The 20,174-nt window shown below is 45.8% G+C and carries 15 protein-coding genes; 13 read left to right on the top strand and 2 right to left on the bottom strand.

Going from position 1 to position 20,174, the window contains the following annotated elements; translation table 11 throughout:
• Positions 1-14: 14 nt before the first annotated feature.
• The 13 genes from ftsW to FIU99_RS13275 all read left to right on the top strand — a co-directional run bounded on the left by ftsW (position 15) and on the right by FIU99_RS13275 (position 18,673).
• A complete protein-coding gene (gene ftsW / locus FIU99_RS13335) occupies positions 15-1,214 on the top strand; it encodes a cell division protein FtsW (RefSeq protein WP_029235986.1) in 1,200 nt (399 codons plus the stop codon).
• On the top strand, positions 1,201-2,262 hold the full coding sequence (gene murG / locus FIU99_RS13330) for an undecaprenyldiphospho-muramoylpentapeptide beta-N-acetylglucosaminyltransferase (RefSeq protein WP_039951261.1): 1,062 nt from the start codon (positions 1,201-1,203) through the stop codon (positions 2,260-2,262). The genes ftsW and murG overlap by 14 nt, the downstream gene beginning before the upstream one ends.
• Positions 2,263-2,274: 12 nt before the next feature.
• Entirely contained in the window at positions 2,275-3,735 is a 1,461-nt protein-coding gene (gene murC / locus FIU99_RS13325) for a UDP-N-acetylmuramate--L-alanine ligase (protein WP_006957995.1), read from the top strand.
• 184 nt (positions 3,736-3,919) lie between these two features.
• Entirely contained in the window at positions 3,920-4,702 is a 783-nt protein-coding gene (locus tag FIU99_RS13320; protein WP_006957994.1) for a cell division protein FtsQ/DivIB, read from the top strand.
• Entirely contained in the window at positions 4,695-5,957 is a 1,263-nt protein-coding gene (ftsA, locus tag FIU99_RS13315; protein ID WP_006957993.1) for a cell division protein FtsA, read from the top strand. Before FIU99_RS13320 ends, ftsA begins: the two co-directional genes overlap by 8 nt.
• A 30-nt stretch (positions 5,958-5,987) precedes the next feature.
• Positions 5,988-7,223: a cell division protein FtsZ gene (gene ftsZ / locus FIU99_RS13310; protein ID WP_006957992.1), complete on the top strand. Its 1,236-nt coding sequence runs from the start codon at positions 5,988-5,990 to the stop codon at positions 7,221-7,223.
• Positions 7,224-7,323: 100 nt separating this feature from the next.
• Positions 7,324-8,241, top strand: coding sequence for a UDP-3-O-acyl-N-acetylglucosamine deacetylase (gene lpxC, locus FIU99_RS13305; RefSeq protein WP_006957991.1), 918 nt, complete (start codon positions 7,324-7,326; stop codon positions 8,239-8,241).
• A gap of 411 nt (positions 8,242-8,652) precedes the next feature.
• The gene (secA, locus tag FIU99_RS13300) at positions 8,653-11,382 is read left to right on the top strand and encodes a preprotein translocase subunit SecA (protein ID WP_006957990.1); all 2,730 of its coding nucleotides are present in this window, start codon (positions 8,653-8,655) and stop codon (positions 11,380-11,382) included.
• A gap of 63 nt (positions 11,383-11,445) precedes the next feature.
• Complete coding sequence (gene mutT, locus FIU99_RS13295; RefSeq protein WP_006957989.1) at positions 11,446-11,844, top strand: 8-oxo-dGTP diphosphatase MutT; 399 nt, start codon at positions 11,446-11,448, stop codon at positions 11,842-11,844.
• Positions 11,845-11,973: 129 nt separating this feature from the next.
• Positions 11,974-12,783 (top strand): 4-hydroxy-tetrahydrodipicolinate reductase, encoded by an 810-nt coding sequence (dapB, locus tag FIU99_RS13290; protein ID WP_006957988.1) that lies wholly within the window; start codon positions 11,974-11,976, stop codon positions 12,781-12,783.
• Between the two features lie 535 nt (positions 12,784-13,318).
• The gene (gene carA, locus FIU99_RS13285) at positions 13,319-14,458 is read left to right on the top strand and encodes a glutamine-hydrolyzing carbamoyl-phosphate synthase small subunit (RefSeq protein WP_006957987.1); all 1,140 of its coding nucleotides are present in this window, start codon (positions 13,319-13,321) and stop codon (positions 14,456-14,458) included.
• A gap of 16 nt (positions 14,459-14,474) precedes the next feature.
• Entirely contained in the window at positions 14,475-17,705 is a 3,231-nt protein-coding gene (gene carB, locus FIU99_RS13280; protein ID WP_006957986.1) for a carbamoyl-phosphate synthase large subunit, read from the top strand.
• 188 nt (positions 17,706-17,893) lie between these two features.
• Entirely contained in the window at positions 17,894-18,673 is a 780-nt protein-coding gene (locus tag FIU99_RS13275; RefSeq protein ID WP_006957985.1) for a TSUP family transporter, read from the top strand.
• Here the strand turns inward: FIU99_RS13275 and FIU99_RS13270 are convergent.
• The gene (locus FIU99_RS13270) at positions 18,624-19,469 is read right to left on the bottom strand and encodes a LysR family transcriptional regulator (protein ID WP_006957984.1); all 846 of its coding nucleotides are present in this window, start codon (positions 19,467-19,469) and stop codon (positions 18,624-18,626) included. The two genes, FIU99_RS13275 and FIU99_RS13270, sit on opposite strands and share 50 nt — an antisense overlap.
• A gap of 134 nt (positions 19,470-19,603) precedes the next feature.
• Positions 19,604-19,981, bottom strand: coding sequence for an autonomous glycyl radical cofactor GrcA (gene grcA / locus FIU99_RS13265; protein ID WP_006957983.1), 378 nt, complete (start codon positions 19,979-19,981; stop codon positions 19,604-19,606).
• Positions 19,982-20,174 lie beyond the last annotated feature (193 nt).

Here is a 20,174-nt window from a genome sequence, read left to right as displayed (position 1 = left end):
ATAAGCCAACGGGAATGCAGATACGACACTTGCTAGCGAATACTAAACACTGGATGACCACTTCGTCACCAGAGGCTTTATTCGACCGTCAACTGGTGTGGATCTCTTTAGGATTGATGTTGACGGGCTTAGTCATGGTGACATCCGCTTCGTTTCCAATCAGTTCGCGCTTAACTGATCAACCTTTCCACTTTATGTTCCGCCACGCGATATTTTTAGTGTTAGCGTTATCGACGGCAAGTGTGATCCTCCAGGTGCCACTGAAGAAATGGTCGCAGTACAGCACTTTATTGCTTGGGTTGTCGTTTTTCCTGCTTGTCGTGGTACTTGTTGCGGGTAAATCGGTGAACGGTGCTTCGCGCTGGATACCTCTCGGTCTGTTTAACCTTCAGCCTGCTGAAGTCGCAAAACTGTCACTATTCATTTTCATGTCGGGCTATTTAGTACGTAAGCATGAAGAAGTGCGCTCTAGCTTCTTTGGCGGTTTTATTAAACCCATTATTGTATTTGGAACCTTAGCAAGTTTGCTACTGCTTCAACCCGATCTAGGTACTGTCATCGTTATGTTGGTGACCTTGTTCGGTATGTTGTTTATTGCTGGGGCCAAGCTCACTCAATTCTTGGCATTGATGGTGGTCGGGATTGCCTCAGTTGTAGGCCTTATCTTGGTCGAACCTTACCGAATGCGCCGTGTGACGTCATTTCTTGATCCTTGGGAAGACCCGTTTGGTAGCGGCTACCAGTTGACTCAGTCACTGATGGCTTTTGGTCGCGGAGAGTGGTTTGGTCAGGGGCTAGGTAACTCTATTCAAAAATTAGAATACTTGCCGGAAGCACATACAGACTTCGTTTTTGCCGTATTAGCTGAAGAGCTTGGTTTTGTCGGCGTGGTATTGGTGTTAATACTGATATTTAGTCTGGTGGTCAAAGCGATTTTGATCGGACGAAAAGCGTTTGATCATGACTTATTGTTCGGCGGGTACCTCGCATTCGGCATTGGTATTTGGTTTGCTTTTCAGACCTTGGTCAACGTAGGCGCGGCGGCTGGTATGGTGCCGACGAAAGGCCTAACGTTACCTTTGATTAGCTACGGTGGTTCGAGTCTGATTATAATGTCGACTGCCGTTGCGATATTGCTCCGGATCGATCATGAATGTCGATTGATCGCATCGCATAGCGAGCTGCAACAGAAAGATGAAGATGAAAAAGAATAAGAGATTAATGGTGATGGCCGGAGGTACCGGTGGTCACGTATTTCCGGGTTTGGCGGTTGCCAAGAAGCTTCAGCAACAAGGATGGGAAATCCGTTGGCTAGGCACTGCTGATCGTATGGAAGCGGAACTGGTGCCTAAGCATGGTATCGAGATTGACTTTATTAAAGTCAAAGGATTACGTGGTCAAGGGCTGAGTCGCCTTATCAAAGCACCGTTTCAAATTGCGAATGCTATACTGCAAGCAAAGAAACATATGCAGCAATGGCAACCTGATGCCGTACTCGGTATGGGCGGGTACGTCAGCGGCCCTGGCGGTATCGCGGCTAAGATGCTGGGGGTTCCAGTTGTTCTGCATGAGCAAAATGCGGTGGCAGGATTAACCAACCAGTGGCTATCCCGTATCGCATCGAAGGTTTTTCAAGCGTTTCCCGGTGCTTTTCCCAACGCAGAGGTGGTCGGAAACCCTGTTCGTGAAGATGTCGTCGCTTTGCCTGAACCAGAACTAAGAATGACCGAGCGCAAAGATACAATCCGCATCCTAGTGATGGGGGGGAGTCAAGGCGCGCAAATTCTCAACCGCACTATGCCAGAAGCAATGTCGAAACTTGGTGAAGGTTATCAAGTGCGCCATCAGGCAGGCAAAAACAATCAGATTGACGTGTCAGCGGCATATCAAACGGCTGGTGTAGATAAGGCTGACACAACAGAGTTTATCGATAATGTCGCAGAGGCTTACGCTTGGGCAGATCTCATCGTTTGTCGTTCCGGTGCTTTAACCGTCTCTGAAGTGTCTGCGGCAGGTATCGGTGCGGTATTTATTCCCTTTATGCACAAAGACAGGCAGCAAGCGTTGAACGCTGATCATTTAGTGGAGTGCGGAGCAGCGAAAATGATCGAGCAGCCAGACTTGACCGTCGATAAGTTGGTGGATCAGATTCAGCAATTAGATCGAACTAAGCTGCTCGAAATGGCGAACAAAGCAAGAGCAGCAGCAAAATTAGACGCAGATACTAAAGTGGCTGATGCCATCATAGCGCTAACGAATTAACGAGATAGATTCATGACAATTCAACATACTCAAGACTTAGCGCAAATTCGCGCCATGGTGCCAGAAATGCGCCGTGTTAAATGTATCCATTTCATCGGTATCGGTGGCGCAGGAATGAGTGGGATTGCCGAGGTCCTACTTAATGAAGGTTACCAAATTACCGGTTCTGACTTAGCTGAAAACCCTGTCACAGATCGGTTAGCTAAAAAAGGCGCGACCATCTTTATTGGCCATGCCGAAAGCAATGTACATCAAGCCAGTGTTGTGGTTGTCTCGACGGCCATCAATGAAGAAAACCCTGAGATTAAAGCGGCAAGAGCGGCGCGAGTTCCTGTTGTCCGCCGAGCAGAAATGTTGGCGGAGCTGATGCGTTTCAGGCATGGGATTGCTGTAGCGGGAACACATGGCAAAACCACTACTACGGCCCTTGTGACACAGATATACTCAGAAGCGGAGCTTGACCCAACGTTTGTCAATGGTGGTCTAGTTAAAAGCGCAGGAACTAATGCTCGCTTAGGCTCTAGCCGTATTCTGATTGCTGAAGCAGATGAAAGTGATGCTTCTTTCCTTCACTTGCAGCCTATGGTCAGCATTGTGACCAACATTGAAGCGGATCATATGGATACCTATGGTGGTGACTTTGAAACGCTGAAGCAAACCTTTATCGATTTTCTGCATAACTTGCCGTTCTATGGACAGGCGATTGTGTGTATTGACGACCCGGTGGTTCGTGAGCTCATTCCTCGTATCAGCCGCCAAGTGATTACTTATGGCTTTGCTGAAGATGCTGATGTGCGAATTGAAAATTATTGCCAAGAGGGGCAGCAAGGCAAATTTACTGTGGTACGTCAGGGGCGTGCGAATCTCGATATCACCTTGAATATTCCTGGCCGACACAACGCGCTGAATGCAGCTGCAGCCATTGCGGTAGCGACAGAAGACGATATTGACGATGAGTCTATCTTACGTGCGATGGCAGGCACGCAAGGCACAGGACGTCGTTTTGAGCACCTAGGCGAGTTTGATACCGGTAATGGCAGTGCCATGTTGGTCGATGACTACGGTCATCATCCTACCGAAGTGGATGTGACCATTCATGCTGCTCGCAACGGATGGCAAGACAAACGACTCGTTATGATCTTTCAGCCACACCGCTACAGCCGAACTCGTGATTTATACGATGATTTTGCCAATGTACTAGAGCAAGTGGATGTGTTGTTAATGCTCGATGTCTACTCCGCGGGTGAAAAGCCAATAGCTGGTGCTGATGGACGGGCACTATGCCGAACCATTCGTAGTCGAGGCAAAATTGATCCTATTTTTGTTTCAGATAGCACGACCTTACCCTCTGTTTTAGCGAATGTTTTGCAAGATGGTGACTTAGTTCTAACTCAAGGTGCTGGTGATATTGGCAAAGTAGCAAAACAATTGGCGGCTTTTGAGTTAAATGTCGATAAGATGCATAAGGCGTGACTGAAAACGTGAGATTTCGATTATTTGAACGAATTAATGCAATTAAAGTGCGATTTCTCAATTTCAGTGTTTGATACTTTCAATGACGCCAGTATAATCCGAAGGTTAAAGTAATTGCTTTTGCCTTTTTTACGAAAAATGAGATAGGGATTAGAGTTGCGAGCGACTAGCAGGGACAACGGACTTGATTGAAAGCGCATTAAATGAAAGCCGTCGTTTTACTGATTCACCACTAGTTAAAAAGCATACCTTGGGTGGTGTATTTTTGCTGGTGGTTTTGCTGTTAATAGGCTCAATCCTTCACTCTACTTTGTCTTGGATGTGGGATGATCAGCGTTTACCGCTTTCTAAAATCGTCCTTGAAGGAGAGTTGAAGTACGTTTCAGCTCTGGATGTGCAACGTGCCTTTGCTACATTGCAGCATGTTGGGACCTTTATGTCTCAGGATGTAAAGGTGCTCCAAGATACAGTCGAAGCGATCCCTTGGGTTTCTCATGCTTCAATTCGCAAGCAATGGCCCGATACCGTGAAAGTATTCCTGACTGAATATAAAGCTGTTGCTATCTGGAATGGAAACGAGCTGCTTAATAGTCAGGGACAAGTGTTTAACGGTGATATTGGCAAGTTGGCAGAAGAGCGCGTAAAGCTCTATGGCCCTGCAGAAACAAGTCAGGAAGTTCTGGCGGTTTGGCGAAAAATTAGCCCGGAGTTTGCGGCGCTGAATCTGAAGATTTCCTCGCTGCTGCTGAATGATCGCCGAGCTTGGCAAATCATTCTTGATAACGGTATCCGACTTGAGCTGGGCAAAGAATCTTTAGAAGAGAGGGTGGAAAGATTCCTCTCTTTATACAAAAACTTAGGTAGTGACTCGCAAAGAGTCAGCTATATTGACCTCAGGTATGATACGGGAGCCTCAGTTGGTTGGTTCCCTGAGCAAGAGTTAGAACAAGAGAGTACAGATGACTAAGACCGCTGATGACAACATTATTGTTGGTCTTGATATAGGCACTGCAACCGTATCGGCTCTGGTTGGAGAAGTATTGCCTGATGGTCAGATAAATATTATTGGCGCTGGAAGTAGTCCTTCTCGTGGCATGGACAAAGGTGGTGTGAACGACCTTGAGTCGGTAGTGAAATCGGTCCAACGAGCCGTTGACCAAGCCGAACTGATGGCAGAGTGTCAAATCAGTAATGTATTTATTTCTATCTCTGGTAGACATATTGCTAGCCGTATAGAAAAAGGCATGGGAACTATTTCTGACGAAGAAGTTTCTCAAGAAGATATGGACCGTGCGATTCATACTGCTAAATCTATCAAAATAGGTGACGAACAGCGCATTCTGCATGTAATTCCACAAGAATTTACGATTGATTACCAAGAAGGGATTAAAAATCCGCTAGGTTTATCAGGAGTAAGAATGGAAGTTAGCGTTCACTTGATCTCTTGCCACAATGATATGGCAAGAAACATCATCAAAGCTGTTGAACGTTGCGGTTTGAAGGTTGAGCATCTGGTTTATTCTGGTTTAGCGGCGAGTAATGCTGTGATCACTGAAGATGAACGTGAACTGGGTGTTTGCGTTGTTGATATCGGTGCTGGCACTATGGATGTATCGATTTGGACTGGTGGTGCACTGAGGCATACGGAAGTCTTTTCCTATGCAGGCAATGCTGTAACAAGCGATATTGCCTTTGCTTTTGGTACGCCAGTAAGTGATGCTGAAGAAATAAAAGTTAAATATGGCTGTGCTCTCAGTGAGCTGGTCAGCAAGGATGACACGGTTAACGTTCCTAGTGTGGGAGGTCGACCATCGCGCAGTTTACAAAGACAAACTTTGTCTGAGGTGATTGAACCTCGTTATACTGAGTTGATGGGACTGGTTAACCAAACTATCGATACCGTTCAGGGAAAGTTGCGTGAAGAAGGGATTAAACATCACCTTGCAGCTGGTGTGGTACTGACTGGTGGTGCTGCACAGATTGAAGGATTGGTAGAGTGTGCGGAACGCGTATTCCGCAATCAAGTGCGAGTCGGCAAGCCTCTTGAGGTTAGTGGGCTAACAGATTATGTAAAAGAGCCGTATCACTCGACGGCGGTGGGTTTACTTCATTATGCAAGAGACAGCCAAATCAATGACGATGCAGAATACAATGAGCCGAAACGCCAATCTGTAACGACATTATTTGGACGCTTGCGTAACTGGATACAAAAAGAATTTTAACCTGAGCAGCAGGATAAACGGAGATAACACATGTTTGAACCGATGATGGAAATGTCTGACGACGCAGTAATTAAAGTCGTTGGGGTTGGTGGCGGTGGTGGTAATGCCGTTGAACACATGGTACGTGAATCCATCGAAGGCGTGGAGTTCATTAGCATCAACACTGATGCGCAAGCGCTTCGTAAAACAAGCGTTAATAGCGTAATCCAGATTGGTGGTGACATGACCAAAGGTCTGGGTGCAGGCGCTAACCCTCAGGTTGGGCGTGACGCTGCTCTCGAAGATCGAGATAGAATTAAAGAAGAGCTCGATGGTGCCGATATGGTATTTATCGCAGCTGGCATGGGTGGCGGTACAGGTACAGGAGCTGCTCCAGTTATTGCAGAAGTCGCAAAAGAGCTGGGCATTCTTACTGTCGCTGTTGTCACTAAGCCATTTAGCTTTGAAGGCAAAAAGCGTTTGGCTTTTGCTGAGCAAGGAATTGAAGAGCTGTCTAAACATGTAGACTCATTAATTACGATTCCTAACGAGAAGCTACTGAAAGTACTGGGTCGTGGTATCACTCTACTTGAAGCTTTTGCTAGCGCGAATGACGTACTTAAGAATGCAGTACAAGGTATTGCAGAGCTTATTACTCGTCCTGGCATGATTAACGTCGACTTTGCGGATGTTCGTACCGTGATGTCGGAAATGGGTCATGCAATGATGGGTAGCGGCGTTGCCAAAGGCGAAGACCGTGCTGAAGAAGCAGCTGAGATGGCTATCTCAAGCCCACTTCTAGAAGATATCGATCTCGCTGGTGCTCGTGGTGTTCTGGTTAACATTACAGCTGGTCTTGATATGCGTCTGGATGAGTTTGAAACAGTCGGCAACACAGTGAAAGCATTTGCTTCAGATAATGCTACAGTTGTTATTGGTACTTCGTTAGACCCTGATATGGCAGATGAAATTCGTGTCACTGTTGTTGCTACTGGTATTGGTACAGAGAAGAAACCTGACATCACATTGGTGGCTGGTGGAAAAACGAAAGTTGCCTCTGTTGCTCAGCCACAAACTCAGCCAGCAGCACCTACTCAGCAGCCAGCTGTCAATAAAGTGGAAGAAAAACCGGCACCAAGTTTGCAAGAGAAACCTCAGGTGACTCCTCAGCCGACAAGTTCTGCTCCTTCGAGCTCCGGTGCTGGTCAACAAAGTGCTGCACCGAAAGCTGATAAGGACACTGGGTATCTGGATATTCCAGCATTCTTACGTCGTCAGGCTGACTAAAATTAAATCATAATTTGACACTGTTCAAAATTATGGTACGATTCGCGGTCAATATTGCTTATTGACCGTGTTTTGTAGCAATTAGTACTGAGGCAAGCAGATGATCAGACAACGTACTCTGAAAGAAATGGTGAAAACAACTGGTGTGGGTCTCCACTCTGGTCGTAAAGTTACACTTACTCTTCGCCCAGCGGCTGCAAACACAGGTATTATTTACCGCCGTACGGATGTAAATCCACCTGTCGACTTTCCAGCAGATCCTGAATCCGTTCGTGACACTATGCTTTGTACCGCATTGGTTAACGACGAAGGTGTGCGTATTTCAACGGTTGAACACTTAAATGCCGCACTTGCTGGTATGGGTGTGGACAACATTATTGTTGAAGTAGACGCCCCTGAAATTCCAATCATGGATGGTAGTGCTAGCCCTTTTGTGTTCCTTCTGCAACAAGCAGGAATTGAAGAGCAAAACGCGCCGAAGCGATTTATTCGTATCAAAAAGCCTGTACGTTTTGAAGACGACGATAAGTGGGCGGAGTTTGTTCCATTCAACGGCTTCCGTATGGACTTTGAAATCGAATTCAATCACCCAGCGATTGATTCTGATGAGCAGCATTTATTGTTTGACTTCTCTTCGCAAGGCTTTGTGAAGGAAATATCCCGAGCTCGTACCTTTGGCTTTATGCGTGATATCGAATATCTACAATCGCAGAATTTGGTGTTAGGCGGTAGTTTTGATAACGCTATCGTGTTGGATGAATACCGTATTCTTAATGAAGAAGGTTTGAGATTCGAAAACGAATTTGTGACTCATAAAGTATTGGATGCTATTGGTGACCTTTACATGTGTGGGCACCCAATAATTGGTGAGTTCCGTGCGTTTAAATCTGGCCATGGTTTAAACAACCAATTGTTGCGTTCTGTTCTAGCAGATCAAGAAGCGTGGGAGTGGGTTACGTTTGAAGAAGAAGCGGTTTCACCGGTCGCTTTCGCAGAACCAAGTATGGTTGTAGCGTAAAAAGCATAAAATTTGAAAAGCCAGGCTAAAGCCTGGTTTTTTTGTTTTCGGCGTTTGCCGCGTGGCAAAGATCTGCCCAGAGCGCTTCAAAAGATCTTGCCGATCAAAGTGAGTTTTTAGGTCCAGTCGACAAATATACTCGGTTTGGCGGGTATATTTTTATTCTCAGCGGATAAACATCCATCATATAACGAACAAAAATAAAGAATGCTTCAAACAAATCACCTTGTTATTGGTCGTTAGAGGTAAAATTCCTTAAACTAACCGCCACTTAAGCCTTGAAATCTATAGTTCTCATCGCAATATCTGAGTAAAGTGATTTATCTCAGTATTCTTAGTTCAAAACTGTTAGAGACTGAAGGCATAGAATGTAGATCGGGCCCGATCTAAGTAAAGAGAGATGCATAGCAAATGATAACTAAGCTACTGACAAAGGTAATTGGCAGTCGCAACGACCGCACGTTACGTCGCCTTAGAAAAATTGTAAAAGAAATTAATAATTATGAGCCAACCTTCGAAGCGCTTTCTGATGAAGAATTGAAAGCCAAAACGGTTGAGTTCCGCCAGCGTCTTGAACAGGGTGAAACCTTAGATAAACTGTTACCAGAAGCGTTTGCGACAGTACGTGAAGCATCAAAGCGTGTTTATGGTATGCGTCACTTCGATGTCCAGCTTATTGGTGGTATGGTGCTCAACGCAGGTCAGATTGCTGAAATGCGTACTGGTGAAGGTAAGACTCTGACAGCGACGCTGCCCGCTTACCTTAATGCTCTAGCAGGAAAGGGCGTACATGTTGTTACCGTGAACGACTACCTAGCAAAGCGTGACGCTGAGACAAACCGTCCTCTTTTCGAATTTCTTGGCATGACAGTTGGCGTAAACGTGCCAAATATGCCGCCACCAGAAAAGAAACAAGCTTACCTAGCGGATATTCTATACGGAACCAACAATGAGTTTGGTTTTGATTACCTTCGCGACAACATGGCCTTCCGTGCTGAGGATCGTGTACAGCGTTCTCGCTTCTTTGCGGTAGTGGATGAAGTTGACTCGATTCTTATCGATGAAGCACGTACACCTTTGATTATCTCAGGTCCAGCAGAAGACAGTTCCGAACTATACACGCGTATCAATACCCTTATTCCACATCTTCAGAAACAAGATCAGGAAGACTCAGAAGAGTATCGTGGTGATGGTCATTACACGGTTGATGAGAAGTCGAAGCAGGTCCATCTGACAGAGACTGGTCAAGAATTTGTTGAAGAGCTGATGATCAAGAATGGTCTAATGGAAGAAGGGGATACGCTATACTCTCCGGCAAACATTAGCCTCTTACATCACGTAAATGCAGCTCTACGTGCGCATGTTCTGTTTGAAAAGAACGTTGACTATATCGTCAATGAAGATGGCGAAGTGGTGATCGTTGACGAACATACTGGGCGTACTATGCCTGGTCGTCGTTGGTCAGAAGGTCTTCACCAAGCTGTTGAAGCTAAAGAAGGCGTGAAGATTCAGAACGAAAACCAAACGCTCGCATCTATTACCTTCCAGAATTTCTTCCGTTTATACGAAAAACTATCAGGTATGACGGGTACTGCGGATACGGAAGCGTTTGAATTCCAATCTATTTATGGTCTTGAAACGGTTGTTATCCCAACCAACAAACCAATGATTCGTAACGATATGCCAGATGTGGTTTATCGTACTGAAGCAGATAAATTCAATGCGATCATTGAAGATATCAAAGAGCGTGTAGCCAGAGGTCAACCTTCTCTAGTGGGTACGGTCTCGATCGAAAAGTCTGAATTGCTATCCAACGCACTGAAAAAAGCGAAGATCAAACACAACGTCTTGAACGCGAAATTCCACGAACGTGAAGCGGAAATTGTTGCTGAAGCGGGTACACCGGGTGCGGTGACAATCGCTACGAACATGGCAGGTCGTGGTACTGATATTGTGCTAGGCGGAAGCTGGCAGGCGAAAGTGGATTCAATGCAGAATCCAACGCAAGAGCAGATCGAAGCTATTAAAGCAGATTGGAAAGAAGTACACGACAAAGTTCTTGAGGCCGGTGGTCTGCACATCATAGGTACCGAACGTCACGAATCTCGCCGTATTGATAACCAGCTACGAGGCCGTTCTGGTCGTCAGGGTGATGCAGGTTCTTCGCGTTTCTATCTATCAATGGAAGATTCACTATTGCGCATCTTTACGTCTGATCGCATGGCTAGCCTTATCCAGAGTGGTATGGAAGAAGGGGAAGCGATTGAATCTAAGATGCTATCTCGCTCCATCGAAAAAGCACAACGTAAGGTGGAAGGCCGTAACTTCGATATCCGTAAACAACTGCTTGAATACGATGATGTAGCGAACGATCAACGTAAAGTCGTGTATGAGCTTCGCGATGAGCTGATGAGTGTAGAAGATATCAGCGAAATGATTGAGCAAAACCGTGCTGATGTAATCAGCGCTGTGATTGATGAGTACATTCCGCCACAATCTCTGGAAGATATGTGGGATGTAGAAGGCCTTCAAGAGCGGCTGAAAAACGATTTTGATTTGGATGCGCCAGTTAAACAGTGGCTTGAAGAAGACGATAAGTTATACGAAGAAGCGCTGCGTGAGAAGATCCTTGATACGTCTGTTGCTGTTTACAAAGAGAAAGAAGCAGTGGTGGGTGAGCAGGTTCTGCGTAACTTTGAAAAATCCGTCATGCTACAAACGCTGGATACGCTGTGGAAAGAGCACTTGGCGGCGATGGATCATTTGCGCCAAGGCATCCACCTACGTGGCTACGCGCAGAAGAACCCGAAACAAGAGTACAAGCGCGAGTCGTTTGAGCTGTTTGAAGGTCTTCTAGATGCGCTTAAGTCAGATGTCATTACTATTCTGTCGAAAGTACGAGTTCAACAGCAAGAAGAAGTTGAACGTATGGAAGCGCAGCGCCGTGCCCAAGCGGAAGAAGCGGCTCGTCGTGCTCAAGCTCAACATGCATCAGCTGAGAATCAACTTTCTGATGAAGAGAGCAATGAAAGTGCACATCAGCCAATGGTTCGTGAAGAACGCAAAGTTGGCCGAAACGAGCCATGCCCTTGTGGTAGCGGTAAGAAATACAAACAGTGTCACGGTCAAATTAATAGCTAATTTGAAATCGTCAATGAAAAGTAAAGAGTCGCTTAGGCGGCTCTTTTTTTAAGGAAAATTACTATGAAACGTATTCATATTGTTGCCGCCATCATTTTTAATTCCGACCAATCGGAAGTGTTCATTACCAAGAGGCCAGACGACAAGCATAAAGGAGGCTTTTGGGAGTTTCCTGGTGGCAAAGTGGAGTCGGGCGAAACCATAGAGCAAGCGATTGTTCGTGAGCTGGATGAAGAAGTCGGAATTCAGGTGACAGAGCAGAGTTTGTTTGAGCACCTTGAGTATGACTACCCAGAAAAATCACTCAAGTTTGATTTCATCAGTGTGACCCGATTTGAAAACGCCCCTTATGGTAAAGAAGGGCAACAAGGGGTTTGGGTCCCAGTACCTGAGCTTGCTGACTATGCATTCCCAGAAGCTAACATGCCTATTTTACGTCGCGTGATGAACGAGTTTTCATAGAGAGAGCTGAGGGTTGATCTTTTTGAGAAAAATTTAGTCATGAAAGATCATCCGACCCTAGCCAGCAGTGCTTAATGTTGGTAGTTTTAATCCACTAAGCACAAGTAATGATAATAATGGAGAGATGCAATGGTACGTATTGCAATTGCAGGAGCTGCGGGCCGTATGGGCCGAAACTTAGTTAAAGCCACTTATTTGAACCAGCAGGCTCAGGTAGGTGCAGGCTCCGAGAGACCAGAGTCATCTTTAGTCGGTGTGGATATTGGTGAACTGTGTGGTGAAGGGAAGTTTGACATCGTACTTACTGATGATCTAGCAAAAGACATCGAGAACTTTGATGTGATCGTAGACTTTACTGCACCCTCAAGCACGCTTGCCAACCTAGAGCTCTGCAAGCAGCACGCAAAGGGCATTATTATTGGTACGACAGGCTTTACCGAGCAAGAACGTGAACAAATTGATGCGTTTGCTCAGCATGTGCCTGTGGTTATGGCCCCGAACTACTCTGTGGGTGTAAACCTAGTCTTTAAGCTTCTCGAAAAAGCTGCCAAGGTGATGGGCGATTACTGCGATATTGAAATTGTTGAAGCACACCATCGTCATAAAGTAGATGCCCCATCAGGCACTGCAATTGGTATGGGAGAAGCAATTGCCGATGCTATGGGCAATAAGCTAAGTGATGTGGCGGTCTACGCGCGTGAAGGCATCACAGGTGAGCGTACTAAAGATGAAATTGGCTTCGCGACCATCCGCGCCGGTGACATCATTGGTGAGCATACTGCAATGTTTGCTGATATTGGCGAACGTGTAGAAGTGACCCATAAAGCCACAGATCGTATGACTTTTGCTAATGGTGCAATTAAGGCAGCGGTTTGGCTTAATGAGAAGCCGGCGGGCTTTTACACTATGACAGATGTGCTGGGTCTAAACGAGCTTTAGTTTGAAGGGATTTGTCCGGCTTCTTAGTATTAAAGTGAAGCTAGAAACTAAAAATAGATAATTATGCGCTGGGCTTGCCCGGCGCTTTTTGTATCGGGCTCAAATTGGTAATCCAATAAACTAGTTGAAGTACGATATCTGCACTTGAGTTTATTGCTTATTTTGGTTGTTTCCGTGTGGATTTTTGTTTAGTTGCTTAAAAGTAGTGGCAACTGCGTGTTGTTCAACGTTTGCGCGAAAATGATAATAAAAACTGTGATCTAAGATATGTTGAAAATACCCCATTTCATAAATTGTTCACCTTATCTCCTTGTTAGTGGGACTAAACTGTATATTTTAGCCATCTAAAAACATTTTTGGTTTTAACTGCTCTAAATGTTAAATTTATTTTCGCGTCTCTGTTGACACTTCTTTATCACCTCATTAGAATACCGCCAATTTGTCTAAATAACCTGAAAGCGCTTTTTTATTGCGTGAAGGAAGGCAAGTTTGCAGTTTAATTTATTATTTTTGCATTTTTATTCTGGAGGTTGTCTTGAGTAAATCAGCACTGTTAGTCCTAGAAGATGGGACAGTGTTCCGCGGAGTTTCCATTGGAGCAGATGGGGCGTCCGTTGGTGAAGTTGTTTTTAATACCTCGATGACGGGGTACCAAGAAATCCTCACTGATCCTTCCTATTCCCAGCAAATCGTCACACTTACTTATCCTCACATAGGCAATACCGGAACCAATTCCGAAGACGAAGAATCCTCTTCCATTCATGCACAAGGCCTTGTGATTCGCGATCTCCCTCTAATCGCTTCTAACTTCCGTAACGAACAATCCCTTTCTGATTACCTCAAATCGCAAAACATCGTTGGCATCGCTGATATTGATACGCGCAAGCTAACTCGCATTCTGCGTGAAAAAGGTGCACAGAACGGTTGTATCGTTGCGGGTAACAACTTAGACGAGGCTCTAGCGCTAGCTAAAGCGAAAGAATTCCCTGGCCTAAAAGGTATGGACCTTGCGAAAGAAGTTACAACAAAAGAAGCGTATCAATGGAAACAAGGTTCGTGGACGCTCGAGGGTGGACTTCCTGAGGCGCAAGACGACAGCGAATTGCCATATCATGTTGTTGCCTATGACTTCGGTGCAAAACGAAACATTCTGCGTATGCTTGTTGACCGAGGCTGCCGCTTAACAGTAGTTCCTGCTGAAACCAGTGCAGAAGAAGTTTTGGCGCTTAACCCTGACGGCGTGTTCTTGTCAAACGGCCCTGGTGACCCTGAACCATGTACTTACGCTATCGAAGCGACCAAAGTGTTCTTGGATAAAGGTTTGCCAATCTTTGGTATCTGTTTAGGTCACCAAATCCTTGCGTTAGCGTCTGGTGCGCAAACCGTTAAGATGAAATTTGGTCACCACGGTGCTAACCACCCAGTTAAAGACCTAGATCGTAATGTTGTGATGATTACTTCTCAGAACCACGGTTTTGCTGCAGATGAAGCAACATTGCCTGAGAATCTGCGAGCAACGCACGTATCACTATTTGATGGCTCTCTACAAGGAATTCACCGTACAGACAAGCCAGCATTCAGCTTCCAAGGTCACCCTGAAGCGAGCCCTGGTCCGCACGACGCAGCGCCGCTATTTGACCACTTTATCGAACTAATCAAACAACACAGCGCTTAATTCGGAGTAGTAGAGAATGCCAAAACGTACTGATTTAAAAAGTATTCTAATTCTAGGTGCAGGCCCGATTGTTATCGGTCAGGCATGTGAGTTTGACTACTCTGGTGCTCAAGCTTGTAAAGCACTGCGTGAAGAAGGTTATCGAGTCATTCTGGTTAACTCGAACCCTGCGACGATCATGACAGACCCAGAAATGGCGGATGCCACTTACATCGAGCCAATTCAATGGGAAGTTGTGCGTAAGATCATTGAGAAAGAGCGTCCTGATGCTGTCCTGCCTACTATGGGTGGCCAGACTGCACTTAACTGTGCTTTGGATCTTGAGAAGCATGGTGTCCTCGAAGAGTTTGGCGTAGAGATGATCGGTGCAACGGCCGATGCTATCGATAAAGCCGAAGACCGTTCTCGCTTTGATAAAGCAATGAAGTCGATTGGTCTAGAGTGTCCGCGTGCGGATACGGCTAAGACGATGGAAGAAGCTTACAAAGTTCTCGATATGGTTGGCTTCCCATGTATCATTCGTCCTTCATTCACTATGGGTGGTACTGGTGGTGGCATCGCTTACAACAAAGAAGAGTTCGAAGAGATCTGTCGTCGTGGTTTGGACCTTTCTCCAACCAACGAGCTTCTAATCGATGAATCACTAATCGGTTGGAAAGAGTATGAGATGGAAGTGGTTCGTGACAAAGCGGACAACTGTATCATCGTATGTTCTATCGAAAACTTCGACCCAATGGGTATCCACACTGGTGACTCAATTACAGTGGCACCAGCCCAAACGTTGACTGACAAAGAGTACCAGTTGATGCGTAATGCATCCCTAGCAGTACTGCGCGAAATCGGTGTTGAGACAGGTGGTTCAAACGTACAGTTTGGTATTAATCCGAAAGATGGCCGCATGGTTATCATCGAGATGAACCCACGTGTATCTCGCTCTTCTGCTCTTGCTTCTAAAGCAACAGGTTTCCCAATCGCTAAGATTGCAGCGAAACTGGCTGTTGGATTCACTCTTGATGAGCTACAGAACGACATCACAGGTGGCGCGACTCCTGCGTCATTCGAACCAACAATCGATTACGTAGTAACTAAGATTCCTCGTTTTAACTTCGAGAAATTTGCAGGTGCTAACGACCGCCTGACAACTCAGATGAAGTCCGTTGGTGAGGTTATGGCTATCGGCCGTAACCAACAAGAATCTCTACAAAAAGCGCTTCGTGGCCTTGAAGTTGGTGCCAACGGTTTTGACGAAATGGTTGATCTGGATGCGCCTGACGCACTAACAACAATTCGTCATGAACTAAAAGAAGCTGGCGCAGAGCGTATCTGGTACATCGCAGATGCATTCCGTGCTGGTATGTCAGTAGATGGCGTATTCAATCTAACGGCAATTGACCGTTGGTTCCTAGTTCAGATTGAAGAACTGGTTAACCTGGAAAACCAAGTTAAGGCAGGCGGTTTTGCTGGCTTGACTGAAGATGTGCTACGTAAGATGAAGCGTAAAGGTTTCTCTGATGCTCGTCTATCTTCAATTCTTGGTGTATCTGAGAACGAAATTCGTCGCCTGCGTGACCAGTACGATATCCACCCAGTATACAAACGCGTTGATACTTGTGCGGCTGAGTTCTCTTCTGACACCGCTTACATGTACTCATCTTACGATGAAGAGTGTGAAGCGCAGCCGACAGACAAAGACAAGATCATGGTTCTTGGTGGTGGTCCAAACCGTATCGGCCAAGGTATCGAATTTGATTACTGTTGTGTACACGCTTCACTAGCTCTGCGTGAAGATGGTTATGAAACTATCATGGTTAACTGTAACCCAGAGACAGTTTCTACTGACTACGACACGTCAGACCGTCTGTACTTCGAACCAGTTACGCTTGAAGATGTGCTTTCAATCGTACGTGTTGAGAAGCCAAAAGGAGTTATCGTTCAGTACGGTGGTCAGACTCCACTTAAATTGGCTCGTGCTTTAGAAGCGGCAGGTGTGCCAATCATCGGTACTAGCCCTGATGCCATAGACCGCGCAGAAGACCGTGAACGCTTCCAGGCTGCCGTTGACCGTCTGGGTCTTCTACAGCCAGAAAACGCGACAGTAACGACAATTGAGCAAGCGGTAGAGAAATCGAAAGAAATTGGTTTCCCACTGGTTGTACGTCCTTCATACGTACTAGGTGGTCGCGCAATGGAAATCGTTTACGACGAGCAAGACTTGCGCCGCTACTTCAACGAAGCGGTGAGCGTATCGAACGAGTCACCAGTGCTTCTGGACCGTTTCCTAGACGACGCAACTGAAGTTGATATCGATGCTATCTGTGACGGTGAGCGCGTCGTTATCGGCGGTATCATGGAGCACATTGAGCAAGCGGGTGTTCACTCTGGTGACTCGGCATGTTCACTACCTGCTTACACACTAAGTCAGGAAATCCAGGATAAGATGCGTGAGCAAGTAGAGAAGCTAGCTTTCGAGCTTGGTGTACGCGGTCTGATGAACACTCAGTTTGCTGTTAAAGATAACGAAGTTTACCTAATCGAAGTAAACCCTCGTGCTGCTCGTACAGTACCATTCGTATCTAAAGCAACGGGTGCTCCACTAGCGAAAATCGCTGCACGTGTTATGGCGGGTCAATCTCTAGAGTCTCAGGGCTTTACTAAAGAAATTATCCCACCTTACTACTCAGTGAAAGAAGTGGTACTTCCGTTCAACAAGTTCCCTGGTGTTGATCCGCTGTTAGGTCCAGAAATGCGCTCTACTGGTGAGGTAATGGGTGTAGGTGCAACGTTCGCAGAAGCTTACGCGAAAGCAGAACTTGGTTGTGGCGCAGTTTACCCAGAAGGTGGTCGTGCACTGCTGTCAGTTCGTGAAGGCGATAAGCAGCGTGTGGTAGACCTGGCGTCTAAGCTAACTAAGCTTGGTTACCAACTGGATGCAACGCACGGAACAGCAGTTATCCTAGGCGAAGCAGGTATCAACCCACGTCTGGTGAACAAGGTACACGAAGGTCGTCCACATATTCTTGACCGTATCAAGAACAACGAGTACACCTACATCGTCAACACCGCGGCAGGTCGTCAAGCGATTGAGGATTCAAAAGTACTACGTCGTGGCGCATTGGCTGAGAAAGTGAACTACACAACGACACTGAATGCAGCGTTTGCAGTGTGTATGGCACATACGGCTGACGCTAAAACGTCAGTGACTTCAGTTCAAGAGCTGCACGCTAAAGTGGCACAGAACGAAGCGTAATAAAAAACAGTAGGCTCGCAACAGAGCCTATATGACAACCTCATTGCCCGCTCTTTTGAGCGGGCTTTTTTATGCGGTGTATTAGAATGATGAAAAAATGGAATAGGTCAATTTCGATGCTTTCCTTATCCGACTGGAAAGCTCAGTGTTATGGTTATGGCCATTGTTTCGCCGTTTAGACATACGTCATGGAAATCTCCCTCGAAATACTGACCATACTTTTCTTTGTTGCTACTGCTGCAGGCTTTATCGATGCCATGGCTGGTGGCGGTGGTTTATTAACGCTACCTGCGCTACTAGCGGCCGGTGTTCCCCCGACTCAAGCCTTAGCGACAAACAAGTTGCAAAGCTCATTTGGGAGTTTTTCTGCTAGCTGGTATTTCGTGCGTAACGGTATTGTTAGCATTAAAGAGATGCGCTTAGCCATCCTGTGTACTTTCATCGGCTCGGCGATTGGCGCAGAAGCAGTGCAGTATATTGACGCAAGTACCCTGACCAGTCTTATTCCCATTCTTCTTGTCGCTATCTCGCTTTACTTTTTGCTGATGCCAAAAACGAAACAACACTCGGGGCAAGCCAAGCTGTCAGAAGCGATGTTTGCTTTGTCCGTAGGCGGTGGGGTTGGGTTTTATGATGGCTTCTTCGGCCCAGGAACAGGCTCCATTTTTACTGTGTGTTTTGTTGCCATTGGGCATTTTTCGTTGGTCGATGCGACCGCTCGCACCAAGGTGTTGAACTTTACTTCTAACATCGCTGCATTACTGTTTTTTGTGCTGGCAGGATTACCGATCTGGGAATTAGGATTGGTGATGGCGGTCGGTGGGTTCTTTGGGGCTCGTATGGGAGCAAAAGTGGTCGTGAACAAAGGCCAAAAATTGATCCGTCCCCTAGTGATCGTGATGTCGATGGCGATGGCATTTAAACTGCTTTGGGAACAGCATCAACAATGGTTTCTATCAGCTTTTTAACCCGAGGCGACTGATACACACTCTGTCTGACGCAAATATGGATAGGTCGGATTAGGTGTTGTAATTGTTTGAAATGAAAACAATGTTTATCGGGAATATTGAGCGCTTTAATGATTGAGTGAGGGATCAACGCTGGCGCTGTTCCGCCTAACGCCAGCTGGGCTGCAGCGGTGTAAGCATCCATTTCCATGATTGGCTTGATACCGAGCTTTTCTAGTGTGATGAGTTGATAGCTGTTGGCGGGATTGGTCAAATCGTTGGTGATGATCTTATCGGGTAATTGCTTTAAAGGTGCATCGTTTACGACAGCGAAAGGTTCATCAAATAAGTGAAAGGTCATCAAGCCATGGTGGGCTGGTAGTAAACCCGCGCAGAGGCCCAGCGTTGCTTTACCTGATTGAACATGTTCTACAATACGAGGTGTGTGGTTGGTCGTGATAGTAATGTACTGATCGCTTTTAATGTAGTTGCCAATGGTCTTGCCTAGGTACCCTGCAATCAAAGACTTTGAGCTATCGAGTTTGATGAGGGAGGTATCTTCCAACTCTTGTTGTTCATAGATTAGACCTCGCAGCTCATTAAAAGAAGGACCTATGTTGTCAATCAGAGCCTGCCCATCGGGTGTTAGTTTGATTGAACGGCCAGAAGGTTCGATCAATTTCTTACCGAGTTTTTTTTCCAGATTGGCGATTCGTTTACTGACTGCTGATTGACTGATATACAGTAAGCTGCCAGTTCGGCTCATGGTTTTCGCTTTACTAAGAACTAATAAAGTTTCGATGCCTTCAAGTAACATAGCTACTGATGAAAACTAGGAATGGGTCAATTAATGTAACGGAAAAAAAGCTTGCTTGCACTGCTTCTTTCTAAAGTCATAAAAAACGACGCCATTAAGGCGCCGTCATCATGTTCAATGTACCACTCACTGAATTATAGAGACTCAGTAAATGTACGCGCAATTACGTCTCGTTGTTGTTCAGTCGTTAGTGAGTTGAAACGAACAGCGTAGCCAGAAACGCGGATAGTTAGCTGAGGGTATTTCTCAGGGTTTGCAACTGCATCTTCTAGAGTTTCACGCTTAAGAACGTTAACGTTCAGGTGTTGACCACCTTCGATGCGAGGTGCTTTCTCGATCGCAACTTCGCGGCTTTCGTATTCGCCAAGTTCGTTGATTGCTACAACTTGGTCAGTTTCAAAACCTGAGTTTGCAGCCACGCAGCGTGCTTCATTTTTTTCACTATCAAGTAACCAAATAGAGTTCAGTAGTGCATCGTTTGCCGCTTTAGTAATTTGAATGCCTTGAATCATCACAGTCTCCTATCCACATTAGTGGTTTTATTGGTGTTAATTTCCGAATCTCGTCGAGCTGCGTATTATATAACCCGAAATTACTTTGATGGTTTTGATTTAAGTCAAATAACTACTAATATCATTATTAAGTTAGTGGTTAATGTGTTGATTTGAATCAATAATATCATATATAGCAATGATTTGTGGTCTT

The sequence above is a fragment of the Vibrio sp. THAF64 genome, assembly GCF_009363455.1.
Taxonomy (GTDB): domain Bacteria; phylum Pseudomonadota; class Gammaproteobacteria; order Enterobacterales; family Vibrionaceae; genus Vibrio; species Vibrio coralliilyticus.
This window is presented reverse-complemented; position numbering and strand designations above follow the sequence as displayed.

What these genes read in the sequence shown, in the direction of transcription:
- carB (WP_006957986.1), top strand. Translation starts at nt 14,475, where the DNA reads ATGCCAAAACGTACTGATTTAAAAAGTATTCTAATTCTAGGTGCAGGC.
- murG (WP_039951261.1), top strand. Translation starts at nt 1,201, where the DNA reads ATGAAAAAGAATAAGAGATTAATGGTGATGGCCGGAGGTACCGGTGGT.
- murC (WP_006957995.1), top strand. Translation starts at nt 2,275, where the DNA reads ATGACAATTCAACATACTCAAGACTTAGCGCAAATTCGCGCCATGGTG.
- grcA (WP_006957983.1), bottom strand. Translation starts at nt 19,981, where the DNA reads ATGATTCAAGGCATTCAAATTACTAAAGCGGCAAACGATGCACTACTG.
- lpxC (WP_006957991.1), top strand. Translation starts at nt 7,324, where the DNA reads ATGATCAGACAACGTACTCTGAAAGAAATGGTGAAAACAACTGGTGTG.
- FIU99_RS13270 (WP_006957984.1), bottom strand. Translation starts at nt 19,469, where the DNA reads ATGTTACTTGAAGGCATCGAAACTTTATTAGTTCTTAGTAAAGCGAAA.
- ftsW (WP_029235986.1), top strand. Translation starts at nt 15, where the DNA reads ATGCAGATACGACACTTGCTAGCGAATACTAAACACTGGATGACCACT.
- ftsZ (WP_006957992.1), top strand. Translation starts at nt 5,988, where the DNA reads ATGTTTGAACCGATGATGGAAATGTCTGACGACGCAGTAATTAAAGTC.
- dapB (WP_006957988.1), top strand. Translation starts at nt 11,974, where the DNA reads ATGGTACGTATTGCAATTGCAGGAGCTGCGGGCCGTATGGGCCGAAAC.
- FIU99_RS13275 (WP_006957985.1), top strand. Translation starts at nt 17,894, where the DNA reads ATGGAAATCTCCCTCGAAATACTGACCATACTTTTCTTTGTTGCTACT.
- secA (WP_006957990.1), top strand. Translation starts at nt 8,653, where the DNA reads ATGATAACTAAGCTACTGACAAAGGTAATTGGCAGTCGCAACGACCGC.
- ftsA (WP_006957993.1), top strand. Translation starts at nt 4,695, where the DNA reads ATGACTAAGACCGCTGATGACAACATTATTGTTGGTCTTGATATAGGC.
- mutT (WP_006957989.1), top strand. Translation starts at nt 11,446, where the DNA reads ATGAAACGTATTCATATTGTTGCCGCCATCATTTTTAATTCCGACCAA.